This is a genomic window from Rhizobium glycinendophyticum (assembly GCF_006443685.1).
Lineage (GTDB): Bacteria > Pseudomonadota > Alphaproteobacteria > Rhizobiales > Rhizobiaceae > Allorhizobium > Allorhizobium glycinendophyticum.
Genome location: NZ_VFYP01000001.1, coordinates 1,737,064 through 1,754,954, shown reverse-complemented (window position 1 = coordinate 1,754,954; position 17,891 = coordinate 1,737,064). Strand labels below are relative to the sequence as shown.

The 17,891-nt window shown below is 61.2% G+C and carries 16 protein-coding genes and 1 tRNA gene; 8 read left to right on the top strand and 9 right to left on the bottom strand.

Annotated elements, in window-relative coordinates; all coding sequences use genetic code 11:
• Positions 1-23: 23 nt before the first annotated feature.
• Positions 24-962: a LysR family transcriptional regulator gene (locus FJQ55_RS08585; RefSeq protein WP_140827185.1), complete on the bottom strand. Its 939-nt coding sequence runs from the start codon at positions 960-962 to the stop codon at positions 24-26.
• A 130-nt stretch (positions 963-1,092) separates the two neighbouring features.
• Between FJQ55_RS08585 and FJQ55_RS08580 the strand changes: the two genes are divergently transcribed.
• Entirely contained in the window at positions 1,093-1,704 is a 612-nt protein-coding gene (locus tag FJQ55_RS08580; protein ID WP_140827182.1) for an FMN-dependent NADH-azoreductase, read from the top strand.
• An 83-nt stretch (positions 1,705-1,787) separates the two neighbouring features.
• Here FJQ55_RS08580 and amt read toward each other — a convergent pair whose 3' ends face one another.
• Both amt and FJQ55_RS08570 read right to left on the bottom strand, forming a co-directional pair.
• On the bottom strand, positions 1,788-5,018 hold the full coding sequence (gene amt, locus FJQ55_RS08575; RefSeq protein ID WP_246085055.1) for an ammonium transporter: 3,231 nt from the start codon (positions 5,016-5,018) through the stop codon (positions 1,788-1,790).
• 102 nt (positions 5,019-5,120) lie between these two features.
• A complete protein-coding gene (locus FJQ55_RS08570) occupies positions 5,121-5,438 on the bottom strand; it encodes an HlyU family transcriptional regulator (RefSeq protein ID WP_140827180.1) in 318 nt (105 codons plus the stop codon).
• 110 nt (positions 5,439-5,548) lie between these two features.
• On the opposite strand from FJQ55_RS08570, the gene FJQ55_RS08565 reads away from it, so the two are divergent.
• Positions 5,549-6,538, top strand: a complete 990-nt coding sequence (locus FJQ55_RS08565; protein WP_208758186.1) for an alpha/beta hydrolase — start codon at positions 5,549-5,551, stop codon at positions 6,536-6,538.
• A gap of 16 nt (positions 6,539-6,554) precedes the next feature.
• On the opposite strand, the gene ilvA is transcribed toward FJQ55_RS08565, so the two are convergent.
• A complete protein-coding gene (gene ilvA, locus FJQ55_RS08560) occupies positions 6,555-7,769 on the bottom strand; it encodes a threonine ammonia-lyase (RefSeq protein WP_246085131.1) in 1,215 nt (404 codons plus the stop codon).
• 134 nt (positions 7,770-7,903) lie between these two features.
• Between ilvA and FJQ55_RS08555 the strand changes: the two genes are divergently transcribed.
• Both FJQ55_RS08555 and FJQ55_RS08550 read left to right on the top strand, forming a co-directional pair.
• On the top strand, positions 7,904-9,358 hold the full coding sequence (locus FJQ55_RS08555) for a TrkH family potassium uptake protein (protein ID WP_140827175.1): 1,455 nt from the start codon (positions 7,904-7,906) through the stop codon (positions 9,356-9,358).
• Positions 9,359-9,492: 134 nt separating this feature from the next.
• Complete coding sequence (locus FJQ55_RS08550; protein ID WP_246085054.1) at positions 9,493-10,104, top strand: hypothetical protein; 612 nt, start codon at positions 9,493-9,495, stop codon at positions 10,102-10,104.
• Here FJQ55_RS08550 and cysC read toward each other — a convergent pair.
• The 5 genes from cysC to wrbA all read right to left on the bottom strand — a co-directional run bounded on the left by cysC (position 10,101) and on the right by wrbA (position 13,173).
• Positions 10,101-10,697 carry an adenylyl-sulfate kinase gene (cysC, locus tag FJQ55_RS08545; protein ID WP_140827172.1) on the bottom strand — a complete coding sequence of 199 codons (597 nt, stop codon included), beginning with the start codon at positions 10,695-10,697 and terminating at the stop codon, positions 10,101-10,103. The genes FJQ55_RS08550 and cysC overlap by 4 nt on opposite strands.
• A gap of 210 nt (positions 10,698-10,907) precedes the next feature.
• Positions 10,908-10,993: transfer RNA gene (locus tag FJQ55_RS08540), tRNA-Leu, on the bottom strand.
• A gap of 137 nt (positions 10,994-11,130) precedes the next feature.
• Positions 11,131-11,835: a sulfotransferase gene (locus FJQ55_RS08535; protein WP_161596969.1), complete on the bottom strand. Its 705-nt coding sequence runs from the start codon at positions 11,833-11,835 to the stop codon at positions 11,131-11,133.
• Positions 11,836-12,156: 321 nt separating this feature from the next.
• Positions 12,157-12,420, bottom strand: coding sequence for a PilZ domain-containing protein (locus tag FJQ55_RS08530; protein ID WP_140827168.1), 264 nt, complete (start codon positions 12,418-12,420; stop codon positions 12,157-12,159).
• Between the two features lie 156 nt (positions 12,421-12,576).
• Positions 12,577-13,173, bottom strand: coding sequence for an NAD(P)H:quinone oxidoreductase type IV (gene wrbA, locus FJQ55_RS08525; protein WP_140827166.1), 597 nt, complete (start codon positions 13,171-13,173; stop codon positions 12,577-12,579).
• Positions 13,174-13,365: 192 nt separating this feature from the next.
• Between wrbA and FJQ55_RS08520 the strand changes: the two genes are divergently transcribed.
• The 4 genes from FJQ55_RS08520 (at position 13,366) to FJQ55_RS08505 (ending at position 17,880) form a co-directional block, all read left to right on the top strand.
• Positions 13,366-14,151, top strand: a complete 786-nt coding sequence (locus FJQ55_RS08520; RefSeq protein WP_140827164.1) for a competence/damage-inducible protein A — start codon at positions 13,366-13,368, stop codon at positions 14,149-14,151.
• Between the two features lie 108 nt (positions 14,152-14,259).
• Positions 14,260-15,102 carry a universal stress protein gene (locus FJQ55_RS08515; RefSeq protein ID WP_140827162.1) on the top strand — a complete coding sequence of 281 codons (843 nt, stop codon included), beginning with the start codon at positions 14,260-14,262 and terminating at the stop codon, positions 15,100-15,102.
• Between the two features lie 219 nt (positions 15,103-15,321).
• Complete coding sequence (gene gpt, locus FJQ55_RS08510) at positions 15,322-15,819, top strand: xanthine phosphoribosyltransferase (RefSeq protein WP_140827160.1); 498 nt, start codon at positions 15,322-15,324, stop codon at positions 15,817-15,819.
• A 285-nt stretch (positions 15,820-16,104) separates the two neighbouring features.
• Positions 16,105-17,880 carry a methyl-accepting chemotaxis protein gene (locus FJQ55_RS08505; RefSeq protein WP_140827159.1) on the top strand — a complete coding sequence of 592 codons (1,776 nt, stop codon included), beginning with the start codon at positions 16,105-16,107 and terminating at the stop codon, positions 17,878-17,880.
• Positions 17,881-17,891: the final 11 nt, after the last annotated feature.

Sequence of the window (17,891 nt, the reverse complement as noted above, 5' to 3'; positions counted from 1 at the left end):
ATTCAAGATCTTGAACCGATTCCTTAAACCGCTTCCGCAAGAGGGAGCGCGGCAAAATCCGCCGGGCAGTTGGACAGCTTCTCCTCGAACGCCCTGATCAGCCACATGCCGGCAGGCCCGGGCGGATTGTCCGTCCGGCGGATGGCATAAAGATTGTAGGATCCCTGCTCGTAGGCCGGAAGATCAAGACGGACGATCCGGCCCGAGGCCAGATCTTCCCGCAGGATCGAGGCCGGCAGTCCGCCCCAGCCGAGGCCGCCGCGAATCAGTTGATGCTTCGTCGCCATGTCGCTCACCCGCCAGGTCTTGAAGGAGAGCACGTTAAAGTCGCGACCGGAGGTGAGGTCGGACGCATCGCTGACGACGATCTGCGTCTCTTCACGCACGTCCTGCAGCGAGATCGGCCCCTTGCGCAGCGCCAGAGGGTGGTCTGCCGCCGCTGCCGGCAAAAGGAAATTGTGGCCGATGCGATCGACAATCAGCGTGTCATCCTGGCGGGCGAGCGCACCACCGACAGCAATCGTTGCGCGGCCACTCAGCACAAGTTCCACCAGACGGCCGAGTTCGCCGATCTCAAGACGCAGCGACACGGATGGAAATTGCCGCTGGAAGTCCCGGAGCACCGCCAGCAAGGCACCCGTCGGAACCAGCACGCTGACGGCAATCGACAGTTCTGCCTCCAGCCCCTGATGCATGCTGCGCACCTTGGCGCGCATCACCTGAAGATCGCCGACAATGCGGCGCGCATCGGTGAGCATTGCCCGGCCCTCCTCGGTCAGCCGCGGCTGGCGCGTCCCGGTTCGGTCGAACAGTGTGACACCGAGCTGGCTTTCGAGGTTGCCGATCGTGTAGCTGACCACCGACTGGGCGCGATTGAGCAGGCGTGCGGCGGCCGAAAAGCTGCCGGCATCGGCGACGGCCAGGAAGACCTGCAACTGGTCAAGAGTGGGGTTGGCATCCATGGTGCGGGATCATCCATCCAGTTATTCGATATTACCAATCTAGATTATCACAGTTTCATAGATGCGTCGCCGGGCATAGATGCATGGCAGGCCTGCTCCCAAGGCTGTCCCATCATTCGAGGAATTGCCCATGTCGTCCATCCTGCTCGTCACCTCCAGCCCGCGCGGCTCGGAATCCCTGTCCAACGCGATCGCAACGGAACTGGCTGAAAAGTTTGCCTCTGCCGGCGGCTCGCTGGTGCGCCGTGACCTCGTCGAGACCCAGCTCGACCATGTTGATGGCGCCTTCACCGCCGCGATCCGCAAGCCGGCCGATGCCCGCACCGCGGAAGAATCTCAGGCCGTCGCACTCTCCGACAAGCTCGTTGAGGAGCTGATGGCTGCCGACACGATCGTTATCGGTACCGGCCTCATCAACTTCAACATCTATTCGTCGCTGAAGTCCTGGATCGACCACGTCGCCCGCGCCGGCCTCACCTTCACCTATACCGAGAACGGCCCGGTCGGTCTCGCCAAGGGCAAGAAGGCCTATCTCGTGCTCGCCGCCGGCGGCGTCTACTCCTCCGGCCCCGGCGCCCCGATGAACCATGCCGAGCCTTACCTCAAGACGGTTCTCGGCTTCCTCGGCATCGAACTGGTCGAGACGGTTTATGTGGAAGGCCTCGCCTATGGTCCGGAAGCTGCCGAAAAGGCCGTTGCTGCCGCCCATGCCAAGGTGGCCGAACTGGCACTCGCTGCGTAATCCACCGCCCGAGGCTTAACGGCCCCAGACAAGACGACCGGCGGTAAAAACCGCCGGTCGTCTTTTTCCGTTTCAGACCCTCGTCACGCGCGGAAGGCGAGAGCGGGGGTGGTGTCCGCCAGATCCCCTGCTCTTCGCATCAGCCGCTCGCGATGCGCGGCAAGCCCCGCCACCTGCTGCAGTTCCCGCACCAGCGTATTGGTGATCTCCGTCACCGCCTCTGCCGCCGGAAGCGGTCTGCCGAGCAGATAGCCTTGCAGTTCGTCGCAACCCGTCTCGCTCAAATGCACCGCCTGCTCGATGGTCTCGACGCCTTCGGCCACCACCCGCATGCCGAGTCCGCGACCGAGATCGATGATGGTGCGGACAATGGAATTCGCTGCCTCTTCGGTTCCCAGAGCCGCAACGAAACTGCGGTCGATCTTGATGACGTCGAAGGGATAGCGGCTGAGATAGCTCAGCGACGAATAACCGGTGCCGAAATCATCGAGCGCGATGCGGAAGCCGGCGCTCTTCAGATGGGTGAGTATGCTCAGTGCCCGCTCGTCATCGTCGATCAGCACGCTTTCGGTGATCTCGAGTTCGAGCCTTTGCGGCGCGATGCCTGATACGCGGACGATACGGTCGAGATGGCTGAGGAAGTCGGGGTGCCGGAACTGCACGGGTGAGACGTTGAGGCTCAGATGCAGGTGGTCCGGGCAAAGGCTTGCCAGGCGGCAAGCTTCCCTCACCACCCATTCACCGAGCGCGATAATCTTGCCTGAAACTTCGGCAACGGGAATGAAGTCGCCCGGCGAGACCATGCCGCGCTCCGGATGGTTCCAGCGGATGAGCGCCTCATAACCGACGACGTCACCGCTGCGGGCAGCCACACGCGGCTGCAGATAGAGTTCGAACTCCTCGCGCTCCAGTCCACGCTCGATATCGGCCTCCAGCGCCCGGCGCTTCTCGATCAGTTCGTCCATGCCCCTGCGATAGATGCGGAAGGTGCTGCGACCAGATTTCTTGGCGTGATAGAGAGCAACATCTGCGCGGCCGATCAGCTCCTCCAGTGTCCCGGCATGGTCAGGGCAGAGCGCGCCCCCGACGCTGACGCCACATTTGATCCGTTCGCCCTGCCCCGTGTCGAAAGGTTTGCGGAACGCTTCGACCAACCTTCGGCTAAAGTCCTCGATCTGCGCTTCGAAGTGGCTGTTTGCCAGGATGACGGCGAATTCGTCTCCCCCCAAGCGCGCGGCCATGTCATGCGGTCCGAGCTCGTGCATCAGCCGTCGCGCGGTTTCGCGGATCACCTCGTCACCGGCCGGGTGGCCGTAGACGTCGTTCACGTCCTTGAAGTGATCGAGATCGACCAGCACCACCGCACATCCCCAGCCGCGGTTGGCATGGTCGACCCGAATGGCGAGTGTCTCAGTGAACAGGGCGCGATTGGGCAATCCGGTCAGGGGATCATGCTGACCCATGTGACGGATGCGGTCCTCGTTTGCCTTGCGCTCGCGCAGGTCGACGAGGCAGCTGATGCGGATCTTGCGGCCGCGATATTCTATGTTGCGACCCCGCGCTTCGACCGGAATGGCGGTGCCGTCCGATTGGATGACGTGGAATTCGCGCGAGACATCGGGGGCCGGCGCCATATCCTCCTTCAGTAAACGGCGCCCTTCCTCGTCGACCAGGTCCAAGATGGTCATGCCGATCAGCTCTGATAGCGAGCGCCCCGTCAATACCTCAAGCTGCTCGTTGCCATCGATGATGACCCCTTCCTCATGCATCACGATCGCTTCGAATGTCGCGTTTGCAATCGCCGCAACCCGTTCGGATTCCTCCTGATCACGCACCTTGGATTGCAGCTCGCTGCGATGACGCTCTTCGTGCTCGATATTGTCCATCAGCCGGTTGAACAGCAGGGTCAGCTTTTCCGCCTCGTCGCCGGGGTCGACCGGCAAGCGGTCATGCAAGTCGGCATTGCCGGACACCAGTTTGCCCAGCGCGTCCTCGACATGGCCGACCCCAAGCCGGGTTCCGTGCTCGGCAATGTTCAGACCGATATCCTCGACCCCCGCCGAGACGCGAATCGGGGTGAGCTTGTTCAGCCCCCAGAAGAAGGCATAGCCGAGCCCGAAGGCCCAGTAGAAGTTGAGGGCCGAGCCAAAGAGCTGGATATAAAGCTGGTCGAAGCGGGTGCCGGTCGGCAGCCGTTCAACGGGGGCAAGAAGGGCAAGAGCGAGCGTGCCGGCAACCCCGGCAAAAGCATGCACCGAGATCGCGCCGACGGCATCGTCTACCCGCATGCGCTCCTCGATGAACTGGTTGCCAAAGACGGCAACAGCGGAGCCCAGTCCACCGACCAGGAGAGCACCACCGGGATCGAGGATGTGACAGCCGGCGGTCACCGCCACCAGGGCACCCAGCATGCCGCACAGCGCCTTTTCCGGCAGCACCACGCCGTCCTGATAAACCCCGATCGCGTAACCAACACAGGTGCCCATGCCGCCGGCAAGGACGGTGTTGAGGATGATCGGCGCGACATCGGCATTGGCCGCCAGCGTGGAGCCGCCGTTGAAGCCGATCCAGCCAAAAAACAGGATCAGCGCCCCTGTGGTTGCGAGAACAGGATTGTGCCCGGCCATACGCACAGGTTTTCCATCCTCCGTAAAGCGGCCGCGGCGCGGGCCGATGACGAGGCAGGCGGCAAGCGAGATCCAGCCGCCTGTCGCATGCACCACCGTCGAGCCGGCAAAATCAACGAAGCCGAGATTGGCGAGAAAGGCGCCGGGATTGGGACCGAGGGCCGCACCCCAAACCCAGTGGGCGAAGATCGGATAGATCAGAGTGGAGAGCGCAATAGAACCCCAGACATAGGCGGATAGTTTCATCCGCTCGGCAACGGCGCCCGAGACGATGGTCGCCGAAGTTCCGCAGAACATCACCTGAAAGACGAAGAAGCCAGCCACCCAGCTGTCGAGATGGCCGAGCAGGAAAAAGTCGGAAGAGAAGCCGACAGGCAGCCAGCTTGACGGAGCAAAGGCGAGCATGAAACCGACAGCGGCAAATCCCACCACACCGAACACGAAATCCAGCAGGTTCTTTTGGGCAACGTTGATCGAGTTCTTGGATCGGACCATGCCGGCCTCAAGCAACAGGAATCCGACCTGCATCATCATCACCATGCCGGCCGCCGCCATGACCCAGGCGAGATCGGCAGCGTGCACCGCCGCCTGCATTTGATCCTGCGCCGCGACCGGGAGGGCGACGAGCAGTGCTGCGGCAGCCAGAGATATCCGAGAGGAAAATCGGCGGAGGGAAACAACAATCACTGAAACAACCCGAAACACAATATCGGGATGGATTGTTGCGACGCATCATTAACAATGCGTGAGCGCTAACCTGAATTTGCTGAGAAAAAGCTTGAAACAGCGTCAGACGCTGCGCTTTTCCGCCCCGTCGCCAAACAGGGACGGCCCGTTCTGGTCTATGATCTGCTGCGCCTTGCGAAACGTGCCTTCAACGGCATCATCGCGGGACGAGAAAACATCGGCACGGATGAAGCTGCGCTCGAGACGTCGGCCATCAACTTCCCGTTCGATTCGCCCCGCCAGCCGGTACTGACTGCCTTCGGCAATTGGTGCGGCATGGATCATGCAATCCTTGTAGGATTGCGGATCGGCGGCGGCAACATCAGCGGGTTTAGAGGATGCGCCCGTGAAGATGGAGAGAATGCTGGACAGAATGGACATGCGGAATTTCTAGCATGACCGATGGCCAAGCGGAAGCCATGCAGAGCTTCCATCCGGCGACACTCCTGTTAAGCTCGGGTCCGGTCTGGAGGGACTGGGGGATTCCATAGATGCGAGCCACCATGGGATTGTTTGCCGCCGCCGTCATCATCGCAGGTCTCGCTCTGGTCGCCGTCTACCGCTGGCCACCTGATCTCGTCCTTGAGCGGAAGGCGGGGCTGCCTGCGGATGTGGATATCAGCACCATCTCATCCTTCCTTGCTGGCGAAGAGGCCAAAGCCGGACAGATCCGACGGGACCTTGGCAAACAGATCGTCTGGACAGATCCGCTCCATCCCTCACGAACCGCGCTTTCCCTTGTCTATGTCCACGGCTTTTCCGCCTCCCCGGCCGAATTGCGCCCCCTGCCTGATATCGTGGCCAAGAGCCTCGGCGCAAATCTCTTCTTCACCCGTCTGGCGGGGCACGGACTCGAAGATCCTGATGCCTTGGGGCGGGCGACCATCGGCGACTGGACTGCCGATGTCGAAGAGGCCTTGGATGTCGGGCGTCTGCTCGGCGACCGGGTGGTCGTCATCGCGACCTCGACCGGCGCCTCGCTCGCGACATGGGCGCTTGCCCGGCCTGGCCTTGCCGACCGCATCGCCGGCACCGTGCTCCTGTCGCCGAACTACGGTGTCCAGGCCTCCGGCAGCTTCCTGCTCACCGGCCCCTTCGCTGCCCCGATCGCCCATCTCGTCATCGGCGCGCGGCGCGGCTTTCAGCCGGTCAATGCGCTCAATGCCCACAACTGGACCACCGACTACCCCGTCGAGGCGCTGATCCCCATGGCGGAAGCTGTGCGCCTTTCCGTCTTCACGCCGGTCGAAGAGATCACGGTGCCGGCCCTCTTTGTTTCTTCCGCGAAGGATCTGGTGGTTCGGTCGGATCGGACGGCCGCAATCGCTTCACGCTGGGGCGGCCCGCATCAAAGCTTCGATCCCGGCATCACCGGAGACGTCAACAACCATGTGATTGCTGGCGACACCTATTCGCCCCAGACGACCGAATCGGTCGCCCTGGCAATCCTCGACTGGCTCGCCGCTCAAGGCATCCGCTGAGCGCCCCGCCGACTGATCAGATGATCAGGTTGGCGAGGATTTCGTTGTCGGTGATGTCTTCGAAGCCGAGGCCGGCCTGGTCGAAACGGGCGAAGAGATCGGCAAAGTTGTTGCGGTTGCCGGTCTCGATGCCGATCAGGATCGAGCCGAAATTTCGCGCCGACTTTTTCAGATATTCGAAGCGGGCGATATCGTCTTCTGGGCCGAGCAGATTGAGGAAATCGCGAAGTGCACCCGGGCGCTGCGGCAGGCGCAGGATGAAGTATTTCTTCAGACCCGAATAGCGCATTGCGCGCTCCTTGACGTCAGGCAGACGGTCGAAGTCGAAATTGCCACCCGAGACGACGGCGACAATCGTCTTACCGGCGATTCTGTCCTGCGGAAGGAGGTCAAGGGCTGCCAGCGACAGGGCGCCGGCCGGCTCCAGCACCACGCCTTCGACATTCAGCATCTCGGTCATGGTCACGCAGATCGCATTCTCCGGCACGATCATGACCTGATCGGCACGGAAATGCTGGAGGGCCGCGAAATTGTGATCACCGATCCGGGCGACGGCCGCGCCGTCGACGAAATTGTCGACCTTCGGCAGGGTCACAACAGCACCGGCTTCAAGGCTGTGATGCAGACTGGGAGCACCCGCCGGTTCGCAAAACACCATGGAATCGGTCGGCAGGTGTCCCGCCAGATAACCGGTCATGCCCGACGACAGGCCGCCGCCACCGACCGGCATCACCATCAGATCCGGCGTCAGGCCATCCGGCAATTGCTGGACGATCTCGGCCGCGACCGTCGCCTGCCCCTCAATGATATCAGGGTGGTCGAAGGGCGGCACCATGTAGCCGCCGATCGCCTCCACATGGTCGCGGGCTGCGGCATAGCATTGGTCGAAAATGTCGCCGACCAGGCGGATGGTGATGAATTCGCCGCCAAAGGTACGGGTCTTGTCGATCTTCTGCTGCGGCGTCGTCACCGGCATGAAGACCACGCCATGAACGCCAAAATGGCGGCAGACATAGGCGAAACCCTGGGCATGGTTGCCGGCCGAGGCGCAGACGAAGGTGGTGTCCTTTGGGCTGTCGGCAACGATCTTGCGCAGGAAGTTGAAGGCGCCGCGGATCTTGTAGGAGCGGACAGGCGTCAGATCCTCGCGTTTCAGATAGACGTTCGCGCCATATCTTGCGCTCAGGTGATCGTTGAACTGCAGCGGTGTTTCGGCAAAAAGCCCCCGCATCGCCTGCAGCGCGTCATCGACTTCCTTCGGCGTCACCGCGTCCCTCCGTTGAATTTTGGACCGGCTCCCGCTATGGCATAGGTACCGGGCAGAGACAAAGCTTCTTTGCACTGCCAACCAACGGAAGACATTCCTTGAACGCCACTCTGTTCCGTTCCGTCGTCTACATCGCCGCCCTCTGCGGTCTCTACCTGTCGACGGCCATGCTGATTCCCGCCATGGTGGATCTCTATTACGGCTCCGACGACTGGTCCGTCTTCACGGTCTCGGCAGCGCTCGTCGGCGGCTTGTCCCTGACCGCCGCCATGGCGACGCGCGGACCGCCACCCGCCTTCACCAAGCGCATGGGCTTCCTGCTCGTCAACGTGCTGTGGGCCGTGTTCTCCGTGGTCGGCGCCATTCCGCTCTATTTTTCCAACCTCGACCTGACATTTGCCCAAGCGCTCTTCGAATCAATTTCCGGCATTACCACCACCGGCTCCACCGTCATTGCCGGCCTCGACACGATGTCCCGCGGCATCCTGATGTGGCGGGGCCTGCTCGCCTGGCTCGGCGGTATCGGCATCGTCGCACTCGGGCTCTTCGTCCTGCCTTTCCTCAGGGTCGGTGGCGTCTCCTTCTTCAAGATGGAATCCTCCGACATCGGCGACAAGCCGTTCGCCCGCATCGCCACTTTCACCCGTGCCTTCATGGCCGTCTATGTCGCCATCACGTTTGCCTGCATCGTGGCCTATGACGTCGCCGGCATGAGCCATTTCGATGCGATCGTGCATGCCTTCTCCACGGTCGCCACGGCCGGTTTCGGCAACCATGACAACTCCTTCGCCTATTTCGACAGCCTGACGATCCTGTGGATCTCGACCTTCTTCATGACGCTCTGCAGCCTTCCCTTCTCGATCCTCATCGTGCTCGTGGTGAAGGGCCGGCTGGATGCGCTGCGCGATCCGCAGATCCTTGTCTTCCTCGGCTACATTGTCGCCTTTGCGCTCGCCGCCGGCCTCTACAACCATCTGCGCAACGGCATTGCCCTGCCCGTCGCGCTTACCCACTCCTTCTTCAATTTTTCGTCGATCCTGTCGACGACCGGCTTTGCCAGTGAAGACTACACGCTCTGGGGACCCTTCGCCGTCGCCGCCGCCTTCTTCGCCACCTTCATGGGCGGCTGCTCAGGGTCGACCGCCGGCGGCATCAAGGCCTATCGCTTCGTCATCCTGTTCAACATCATCGTCAGCGGCCTGAAGCGACTGATCTACCCGAACGCCGTCTATTCAGTGCGATACGGCAACCAGATCGTCGACGCCGACACCCAGCGCGGCGTCTTCCTGTTCTTCAGCGCCTACATCTTCATCTGGGCGATCGGCTCGATGGCCATGGCGCTCGCCGGCTACGAATTCGCCACCGCCACCTCCTCGGTCATCACTGCGCTTTCAAATGTCGGTCCCGGCATCGGCCCGCTGATCGGCCCGGTCGGCAATTTTGCGATGATGCACGACCCGGAACTCTTGATCCTGTCGCTCGCCATGCTGCTCGGCCGCCTCGAGGTCTTGACCATGCTGGTGCTGCTGGTGCCGATCTTCTGGAAATCCTGATCCCCGGTCTGCCTTACCCTCACGCGTCGATCAGCGGCATGTCCGCGACCGCAATGACGGTTACGCCTGGACCTTGACGACCAGGGCCGGATGTTTCCACACTCCTGATAGACGGGGAATGGGATGAGAATCACATGCGTTTCGACACATTTGCGACCCGATGGCTGCGCCCTGGTCTATTGACCGCCTTCACCATCTGTCTCTTCGTGCCACCGCTTCTCGCCGGCCCGCTGCTCGACGCCGCAGCCGAAGCCGAGCGCAAGGCCGCGAGCGGCGACCCGGCAGGCGCCTTCGAGGCCATCCATGCCGGCATGGCCCGCTTTACCGCCAATCTGCCGCTCTCGGTGCCGCGCGCGCTGTTCGTGACCGAAACACCCACCGCCTACCGCGCCTATACCGCAAAAAAGGAGCCGATCTTTGCCAGCGGCGAACCGATCCTCGCTTATGTCGAGGTCCTCGGCCTGCAATGGAAACCAACCACCGGCGACCTGCAGCAGGCGCACTTCACCGTCGACCTCGAACTTTCGGACGACAAGGGCAAGACGCTCGCGCTGCAAAAGGAATTTGGCAACTTCACCTTCACCGCCCACTCACCGGCGCAGGAAGTCTATACCCACCTCACCCTCGACGTCGCCGGAGCCGCGCCCGGCACCTACGTGCTGCACTACACGATCAACGACGTCACCGCCGAACGCTCCGTACCCTTCGAACTGCCGTTCACGCTGGAGGAGAAGAAAGAGCCTTAGGGCTTGGGGCAAACGAGGCCCAGTTGCATCACAACCTCGCGCGCGAGCGCGTCCGGCGTGTTTCTCGTCGTGTCGAGGCGGATATCCGGGTAAACAGGCGCTTCATAGGGCGAAGAAATTCCGGTGAACTCGGCGATCTCACCCGCGCGTGCACGCCTGTAGAGCCCCTTGGGATCACGCTCCTCACAGACGGCAAGGGACGTATCCACGAACACTTCGACGAACTCGCCCGGCCGCATCAGGTGGCGCGCAAAATCCCGATCCGATCGGAATGGCGAGATGAAGGACACGATGACGATCAGACCGGCATCGGCCATCAATTTGGCGACTTCTGCCACGCGGCGCAGGTTTTCGGACCGATCCGCATCTCCGAATCCGAGGTCCCTGTTCAGCCCCTGGCGGACATTGTCGCCATCCAGCAGAAAGCAGTGATAGCCCATGTCGGTCAGGCAACGATCAATGGCATTGGCCACCGTCGATTTCCCCGCACCCGACAGCCCAGTCAGCCACAGCACACGCGCATTCTGCCGCATAAAGTGCCCGCGTTCTTCACGCGATACGGACAACACCTGGGTAAATATCGCTCTTTCCATCACTCTCTCTCAGCATGGCGCATTTCTAAATTGGACTCCAAATTCATCGAAAGATGAAGGCGAAAGCTTAGTCACGAAGTGCCGACCCCTCCGGCTCTCTGCCCCTCTACCCCCCAGCCGGCGATCAGTTGAATTTCTGAGGCGGCAGGGCGATCAATTCGCAGAGGATGGTGAAGCGAGGATTTTTAGTCGCAACCGATCAGGGAAGCCTGGTGCGGACGGCGGGGATCGAACCCGCATGACCGAAGGCCGAGAGATTTTAAGTCTCTTGCGTCTACCAGTTTCGCCACGTCCGCGCAGCAGCGTTTTCAATGGTTTGCGAAACAATTGCAAGCCTCTGTTTTGCTGGTCCCTTTGCATGTCGCCACGGATCTCGCAGCGAAACCGTCGCTGAGGGATGTTACCGACCCGGTTTTGACATACCCCGCGTTGTTCATAGGTCTGATGCCGCCGAAGCTGGCCTGAGCGACTGAGACGTCGTCACGTTTACCGCCCGCCATGCCGAGAGGTTGAGAGAAAAATGCGGTTTGAGATGAGCCGCTAGTTTCTCAACTGGATCCGAGTCGATCTTAAAATGCAAAAATCGGGAGTTGCTCTGGAAGTAGTCGAGAACTGCCGCGTTGTGCTCTTCCCGGTCTCTGCGCCAGATAGCGCAAACATCCGCCTCCGACCCACCGTAGTAGGCCATAGCACGTTTGAGCATCGTCCCCTTGCTATGTCTCACGCGCGAACGTATCCAGCGCTCCGGATCCCGATCGTTCAAGATGAAGTACGATTCAGGAAATAGCCTATCAAGCTGCTGAAAATGCCGGTTCGATTCCAGTTGAATTGCATCTGAGTAAAAGCAGATATCGCTAAAGGCCGTGAAAGAATGCAAAGCCGAGCTTGGCCAGCCCCTTAACAAGCTCTGCTCGATATCCAGCGCCAAATTATTCGTGCGTCCTTCCACAAGCCGCATTCGTGGCTTCAGACGAAAAACCGATCTGCAGCGATATTCAAAGTGAACTGATCTAATCGCAGAACTCATGAGGAGATGATGCAGAGCCGTCGTCCCGCATTTATTAAATCCAATGAAGAATATTTTTATATTCGGATACCTGGATTGGATGATGCGATTACGAATACTTGCGAAATTCATTTCCACTCTTTCGACTGCCGGGAAACTCCCCTTTATATTAAATATTATTTAACCTGCGGCAATCGGCAATCCTTGGTGCTACCGATTCCGGCGACACGCAGCAGCTCCGTGCTAGTTTTTAACGATTTTTTTTGGGCTCTTTGACCATAACGGGACATGGCGAGACCGGCGGATCTAGTATACCTCAGGTCAGGGTGCTCCATCCAGGTTCATGTGCTTTGATTTTTTAATCGCCAAAGCCGCCGTGAGACACTTCCGTCTTTGTCGCACTGACGAAACAATCGCCGCGGAGAGGTCTGCCTGCAACTCTTCGAACGAGCATCACCCCGCCCTGGCATCCAGAAACTGCACGCCCACCTCGCGGGGTGTGCGCCAGCGAACTTCGCAGTCGTGTGAGGTGCCGTCTTCGAAGCGCAGGCGGAAGTGGGCGGGGATGTCGGCGGTGTTTTCGAAGACGACCTTCGCGCCGCCGGCCGACAAGTTTCGCACGGTACAGTCGAATGTCGAATAGCCGCCGGACACAACGGCACGGCCAGCTTTCAAAGCCCGCAATCTGGGTTCTCGGCGTTTTTCATCGTTCTGCACGGCTTCATGTCCCGTCTGTGTTGACGGTCACATGATCGCACCGCGCAATGAACCCCTCCTAAATTCGATGCGTCGCATTTTACAGATCGTGAAAGATAACCACGAAAAAGGGGCGGAATTCCTCCCGCCCCTTCGTCATGACCGATGCGAACCGGTTCAGGCGAGCTTGGCAGCAAGCTTTGCCACATGTGCGCCCTGGAACTTTGCCGCTTCCAGTTCGATCTCCGAAGGCTGGCGCGAGCCGTCGCCGTCGGTGATCGTGGACGCGCCATAGGGCGAGCCGCCCTTGACCTGCTCCACGCCCATCTGGCCCTGGAAGGCATAGGGCAGACCGGCATAGACCATGCCGTGGTGCAGGAAGGTCGGGATGAAGCCGAGGATCGTCGATTCCTGGCCGCCGTGCTGGGTCGCGGTCGAGGTGAACATCGAGCCGAGCTTGCCGGTCAGCTTGCCCTGTGCCCAGAGGCCGCCGGTCTGGTCCCAGAAATTGCGCATCTGCGAGGCGACCGTGCCATAGCGGGTGCCGGCGCCGACGATGATCGCGTCATACTGGTCGAGTTCCGACGGCGAGGCGATCTCGGCCTTCTGGTCCATCTTGTAATAGGAGGCCTTGGCAACATCGTCGGGCACCAGTTCCGGAACCCGCTTGACGGTCACATCGGCACCTGCGGACTTTGCGCCTTCGGCCACTGCATAGGCCATGGTTTCGATGTGGCCATATGCGGAATAATAGAGAACCAGTACCTTTGCCATGTCGTATCTCCCTTTGAACATGCGGCCCCGCCGCGCTAATGGATGCGTCAGATTTAGCGCATTCCAGACCGGCGACCAGTCATGGCTGCGGGAACGCACTGTTCAACCAAACACGGGCTTTACTTCTTCTCGCGGCCAGAAAAGCGTGAAGCATAGGCCCATACCGCCTGCCCCGTTTCACAGGATATTTCCATGACCACACCCATCCAGACCGCTGCCATGCTCGCCATTGGGGACGAACTTCTGTCCGGCCGCACCAAGGACAAGAATATCGGCCATCTTGCCGATCTCTTGACGGTGGCGGGGATCGACCTCAAGGAGGTGCGGATCGTTTCGGACGACGAGGATGCGATCGTCGAGGCGCTCAATGCCTTGCGCGCGAAATATACCTATGTCTTTACCTCCGGCGGCATCGGCCCGACCCATGATGACATCACGGCCGATGCGGTCTCGAAAGCCTTCGGCGTGCCCTGCCTTCACGATCACGACGCGATGAAACTGCTCGGTGACATGTATGCCGGCCGGGGGCTCCCCTTCACGGAGGCCCGCCAGCGTATGGCCCGCATGCCGCAGGGCAGCCGCCACATTCCCAATCCGGTTTCCACGGCACCGGGCTTCATCATCGGTAACGTGCATGTGATGGCGGGCGTGCCGCAGGTTTTCCAGGCCATGGTTGCCCATGTCGTTTCGGAGCTGCCGGTCGGTCAGCGGGTCATCTCGCGGGCGATTGCCTGCCCCTTCGGCGAAGGCGACATCGGGACGGCGCTCGGCGTCATCCAGAAAGCCCATCCGCAGACCTCCATCGGCTCCTATCCTCATTTCGATGGCATCCGCTTCTCGACCGAGTTGATCGTCAGAGCCAGGGATCAGGCACTGGTCGACGCCGCAGCGGCCGACGTAGACTTGATGATCGAGGCCATTCGCTCGGACAAACAGGCCGCACTCAGTCGCGATCTCGGCACCGGAGAGGTGGCGTGAGGCGTAGAACCGCCGTTCCGGCTTGACCGAGGTCAAGGCGGAACCGGCATATGGAACCCATAGTTATCTCAGGCGGACGCGATTTAAGGGCCGCAGAAGGAGACGACGATGAGTTACCGGACGCTTCTAGCCATTTTGGATACACCGAAAAACACGCGTCAGGTCACCGATTTCGCGGTGGCTTTCGCTAACCAGTTTCAGGCGCATGTCATCGGCGCCCATGCGGAGGCGGTTGCCGTCGTGCCGCTGGTTGCGCCGATGGAGATCCCGGATCCTGTGACGGTCCAGGCTCTGCAGGATATGGCGCATCGGGAAACCGAAGAGGTCGAGACGCTGTTTCGCGAAGCTGCGCGGCGGGAAGGCCTGTCCCATGAATGGCGCAGCTTCGTCACGTCGTCGGGCTTCAATTCCGCCGCCCTCGTCGACAGCGCCCGCAGCTGCGATCTGGTCATTGCCGCGCAGGGTGAAAGCGGCCTCCTGTCCGAAGCACGATCCGAGCTTGAAAGCTTTCTCTTCGAAAGCGGTCGCCCCGTGCTGCTCATTCCTCACATCCTGACCAAGCCTCAGCCGATCCGCCGGGTGCTGATTGCCTGGAATGGTTCGCGCGAGGCAGCGCGAGCCACCTTCGACGCCCTGCCCTTCCTCCTGGCGGCCGAAGAGGTGGAGATCTTTACGGTCGACGCAGCCGAAACGGCGGCCCAGACCGCGGATATGGCCGGCGTCGAGATTGCCGCAACGCTTGCCCGCCATGGCATCAAGGTGTCGGTCAACAGCCAGCAGAAGAGCGGGCTTGCGCCCGCCATGGCGATCGAGAACCGCCTGTCCGACGGCTCCATCGACCTGCTGGTGATGGGCGCCTATGGCAATAAGCGCTGGTGGGAAATGCTGTTCGGCGGCGTCACCCGCACACTGCTCGATTCGATGACGGCACTGACACTGCTGTCGCGGTGACCCGCTGGCCCGTGTCCCCGCACAAGCTCTTGCCAGAGGCTCGGGATTCCCGCTATGAGCAAGACCAATGACTGGAGCCTGCAAAGGGTAAGGGTTTCGCGCGGTTTAAGCCGCGCGAAACGCGTTTGGGGCGGGCCTTGTGCGCGCCGGCCATGCGGACTTCCGTCGCAGGCGCCGTCCTCGGCGTGACCCAAACCTTCAGCCAGCGGAGCCTTTCGCATGTCTCTTCCCGATAAAGCCTTTCCCGTCTCGTGGGACCAGTTTCACCGTGACGCGCGTGCGCTCGCCTGGCGTCTCGCCGGTCTTGGTCAGGAGTTCCGTGCCATCGTCTGCATCACGCGCGGCGGGCTGGTGCCGGCGGCCATCATCTCGCGCGAACTGAACATCCGCCTGATCGAGACGGTCTGCATCGCTTCCTACCACGACTACGTCAACCAGGGTGAACTCAGCCTTTTGAAGGGCATCACCCCCGAGCTGATGACCGATGGCGGCGCCGGCGTGCTCGTCGTTGACGACTTGACCGATACCGGCAAGACCGCCCTCGAAGTCCGCGAGATGATGCCAAAGGCCCATTTTGCCTGCGTCTATGCCAAGCCGAAGGGCGTGCCCACCATCGACACCTTCGTCACCGAGGTTTCCCAGGACACCTGGATCTACTTCCCCTGGGACATGGGCTTCACCTATCAGGAACCGATCGCAAAGGGCTCCAAAGGTTAACGCGCAAGCCACGTAAGCCTGAAATAGCTGTTCCGACCCGGCCCGCTCGCGCCCGTGAGCGGGCCTTTTTGCGCGAATTCACGGAGCCCCTTCTCGAAAAGCGGATCGTTTACCCTAAAATCGAATGGTATTTTCGAACTTCAGCATATCTTAACTCTCCAATATTAACTTCTTCTCATGCGACAGAATCCCCAACAGGCTCTTCGGTCATGACTGACTGTATTGCGCGCGCATGGTGTTTCGTCTCTCCAGCCCCTGCAAACCGTCGGAAGGTCGTGTCCCGAGATGCTACGTGTCCTGAACTCCCTGTCCCTGACCTTCAAACTGGCGACGCTGATTGTCGTCATCAACCTGGTGGGGATCGTCGGCCTCGCTACCTACAACTGGGTCGACCAGAGCCGCACCATGCTCGGCCTGTCTCAAGCCAGCTGGGGCAAGGACACCAATCAGTTCGCGTCTCTTGCCGCCGGCGGCGTCAAATGGGGCAAAGCGGATGCCGTTGCCGAAACCTACACACTCTACCGCGACAATCCGGATCTCGACCTCGTCCAGTTCGCCGCTTTGACCGCAGACCTCAAGATGGTCAACAGCTGGCGCCGCGACGGCGTCGAGGGCCTCGCTGCGGACGACGCGATTACAGCGGCACTCAAATCGTCCCCTGAAGCCCTGGTCTTCGACGAGAGCAATCTTGGATCCGGCGTCGTTTCCGTCATCGCTCCATTGCCGCGGGACAAGGCGGGCAAGATCTCCGGCTATGTCTACACAACCTGGTCCGCTCAGAAGATGCAGGCCACGGTGAAGCGCAATGCCATGGTATCGATCGGCGCGCAGACGGCAGTCATTACGGTCGCCATCTTCGCCTTCCTCATCGCGATGCGCAGCCTTGTCGGCACGCCCCTCGGCACCCTTAGCGCCCGTATCTCGGCGCTGCAGGCCGGAGACCTCGAAACGCCTGTCGTCTACCAGAAAAACGGCGACGAAATCGGCTTCCTCGCCCGTGCGCTCGAACAGTTCCGGCGCGATGCCATCGCCACCCTTGCCGACCGCCAGCGGGCCGAGGAACAGCAACGCACGATCGACAGTGAACGGGCGCGCAACTCCGAGCTCACTGAGGAGAGCGCCCGAACCCAGCGGCTGATCATGGAGCGGGTCGGCGATGCGCTCGCCCTGCTGGCGCAGGGCAAGCTTGCGGCACGGCTGCAGGACCTCGGGCCAGAATTCACCCAGTTGCGCCAGGATTTCAACGCGATGGTCGAGAGCGTCACGGCAGCGATCAGCTCGATCAAGACGGCATCCATCGCCGTCGAGAACGGCGCCGGCGAACTGGCTGACCAGACACAGCAGCTGGCCAAACGCACCGAACAGCAGGCGGCGACGCTCGAAGAAACGGCAGCGGCTCTGGACGAGGTCACCGTGACCGTTCAGACCTCGTCGCGCAAGGCCGAGCAGGCCGGTCAGATGGTCGGCGAGGCCAAGGCGGAAGCCCGCGAGAGCGCAGAAGTGGTGCGCCGCGCCATCGGCGCCATGGATCGGATCCAGAGCTCCTCGTCCCAGATCGGCCAGATCATCGGCGTCATCGACGAAATCGCCTTCCAGACCAACCTGCTCGCCCTCAACGCCGGCGTCGAAGCAGCCCGTGCCGGTGAGGCTGGCAAGGGGTTTGCGGTCGTGGCCCAGGAAGTGCGCGAGCTGGCGCAGCGTTCGGCCAATGCGGCAAAGGAAATCAAGCAACTCGTCGCCGTATCCAGCACCGAGGTCGCCGGCGGCGTCAGTCTGGTCAACGAAACCGGCGAAGCCCTTCTCAAGATCGAAGGCCGCATCGGCACTATCACCGAAACCATCATGGCGATGGTTGCCTCCTACCGCGAGCAGTCCTCCGGCCTGCAGGAAATCAACCAGGCGATCAACGGCATGGATCAGGCAACCCAGCAGAATGCCGCCATGGTCGAGGAGACGTCGGCCGCCTGCCACGAACTGCTGACCCAGAGCCGTGTGCTGCAACAGGCCGCCAACCGCTTCGATCTCGACGGCGTCAGCGAAGAGATGCGCCGCGTCGCCTGAACTCTTGCTTA